Annotated in this window: 2 protein-coding genes and 1 pseudogene; all 3 read right to left on the reverse strand. The window is 45.6% G+C overall.

Annotated features, from left to right (window positions below):
* Positions 1 to 121 (reverse strand): annotated as a pseudogene (locus tag QHG98_09680) (transposase).
* A 220-nt stretch (positions 122 to 341) separates the two neighbouring features.
* Positions 342 to 815, reverse strand: a complete 474-nt coding sequence (locus QHG98_09685; GenBank protein ID MDH7597983.1) for a hypothetical protein — start codon at positions 813 to 815, stop codon at positions 342 to 344.
* 498 nt (positions 816 to 1,313) lie between these two features.
* Positions 1,314 to 1,643 carry a hypothetical protein gene (locus QHG98_09690; protein MDH7597984.1) on the reverse strand — a complete coding sequence of 110 codons (330 nt, stop codon included), beginning with the start codon at positions 1,641 to 1,643 and terminating at the stop codon, positions 1,314 to 1,316.
* Positions 1,644 to 2,425 lie beyond the last annotated feature (782 nt).

Raw genomic sequence — 2,425 nt, forward strand, 5'->3', positions numbered from 1 at the left:
GAGACTGATCGCTTGGGAATGCGCCAACAGGTCTGCTTCTGCGTTTCATCTCTTTATTGATGCGCTCGATGATGTTTATTGTGCGTAACCTTCTCCAGTGCGACTGCGGATAAGCCTTATGAGGATTCCTATAAACCATCCATAGAAATCTTTATATACTTTAAATATTATTAATTATGAATTCTTTTATGGATTGGGCTCTTTTTGAGCTTAAGAAGAAGAACGCGGCATGCAAGCGAGACACGAAGAAGCTTCTTCAGATCTGAGATGCGGTCTTGAGGATGAAATTCTACTATCATATGTATCCCTCATACTTCGTAGAGTGGTTCTGTACATCTATTTCAAAATGAATTAATAAACTTATCTCCATAATTTCCACCACTTTTTTGTTTGATTTCCTCCTCTCCTGGCTTCAGCGAGAGCTGCGAGATGCTCTGAGTTAGCTGCGAGATGTGCGACTTCAAAAACGCTATTTCCTCGTCCTTGAGCCGTATGGTCTCCTGAAGATGCTCAATATCACGCTTTGAAAGGAGCAGCTCGGAGCGTGTTGTTTCCAGGTCCTGTGTGACTGATGCTATCTGCTCCTCCAGTGCGCTCAATTTGCGCCTTGCTTGATCCAGTTCTGTACGTGCGGATTCTTCAGACCTCTTTAAGCTCTGGTTCTCCCTCCATAGGTTCTCGTTAGCTGTCCTTAGCTGAGTCACCTCCTGGATCATCTCCTCAGGATCTGCGTATTTCGTGAGCTCTGAAAGGCGCAGGTATGAGCTTACCACTGAGCTGAGCCACTGAGCTCTACTGATTCCTTTTTTCTTCACTTATGCGTCTATACGTTCAATTGTTGGCTCATCAAAAGGAGCATGGATTCTCTGCATGAGGATCTTCCTCAGGCGCAAAGTGCACCTTGATAGCTCATCCATTTTATGGTCTGATGCAAAATTTGGTTTAATCAAAGTGGATGGCCGGGATATAGGGTTCGGCACAAAACATCACGGTATGTGTCAATGTGCCCAGCCACCCTCGATGAGAATGCAGTACTGTGGAGATATGAGCCTAGCGATACAAGTCAGCGCGCAAACATCCTCAAAAATTACTATAAAGTGAACCATCAAATTTTATGGTTTTATGGTTTGCTCTCTCTCACCAGACCACCACCCAATGTGGTGGTCTTTATATACTCTCACTCGATTTCTTCTTCTTCTCCAGACTAACTCTGATCATATTTCTTGACTGAACCTCACAGCCAAGATGACCGTTTTTTAGCAGCTAGCGTTTTGTTCCTGAAACTATAAACTATAAAATTTGATAGTTTGACTTCATCGATTTACCTCCGAAGTCAATCTGATCAGCATGCGTTGTGCATGTCGTGGATCCTTGACGATCTTGAACCTTGGATCGATCGCAATGAGCCCGCGCAGCTGGCAGGCTCTTTGATACGTGACGCCAAGGAGCTTTGCAGCCTGCGCGAAGGTGACCTGCAGGAAGTGGTGTTGCTTCATCGCCCGGTGGAGCTCGTTGACACGTTCGCGGGATCCTTCGCCGTAGTTGGGTCTCTCAAGCGCTGTGATGCGCCTCCTGTCAGCGGCGATATCGAGCTGGAGATCGATGTACATTTCATCGATCTTGTGAAGGAGCTCAGACTTCACGCTCTCGAGATCGTGCTGAGTGACCAGGGGCAGTAATGGGATAATCTCATGTCCTGAATCTGAAGGTTCCGCCACCCTGGAAGTCCCCAGGTCCTGGACGCAAGCGTGATCCTGGGGGGCGTGCTCAACATGATTCTGCTCAACAGGGTTCTCTGCATTCCGGGTCGGCCGAGTCGGTGTTTCTCGCTCAGATGCATGTGTTGTCTCGAGCTCTGCGATCCTCTGTTTCAGATCAGCAATTTCAGCAACAAGAGGTGCAATCGCCTGCTGAATCAGCATCTGAAGCTGTGTAGCTGTCAGGACGATAGGCTGCTCATCGGTCTGTGCGTTACTGGCATACAGAAAATTTGATATGCCACTAGATCTAACCTCATCTCCGTTCATCTGTGGTCAAACCAGTCAGTGTGCACAAGAGATAAAAAACTTTGCCACTGACTGGATGATGAACGTCCAGAGGGGGAGGTCTGGGGGGTGCTGGTGCTATCAACACCAGTACCTTTCAGCTCTTATTCACTTCTGCATAGCTTCTCAGTCTTCTCAGCATGAGTAATACCTGCATAACACATGCATATTCATGGTCAATATATTTACAAAAATGCTCAACCGATGGCCGATGCATCATTATCATATAATATTACGAAATGCATTATAATTCGAAATTTAGTTAAAATAATCGAAAAATTTATAACTAATTACTACTGCTCCGTAACATTAATTTTTAACTGTATTGTAGTGTCGTTTGAGTTTTGCTCTGGCGTTATCTTTGCTGAACTTCCACCGTA

This window comes from Methanothrix sp. (assembly GCA_029907715.1).
GTDB lineage: Archaea > Halobacteriota > Methanosarcinia > Methanotrichales > Methanotrichaceae > Methanothrix_B.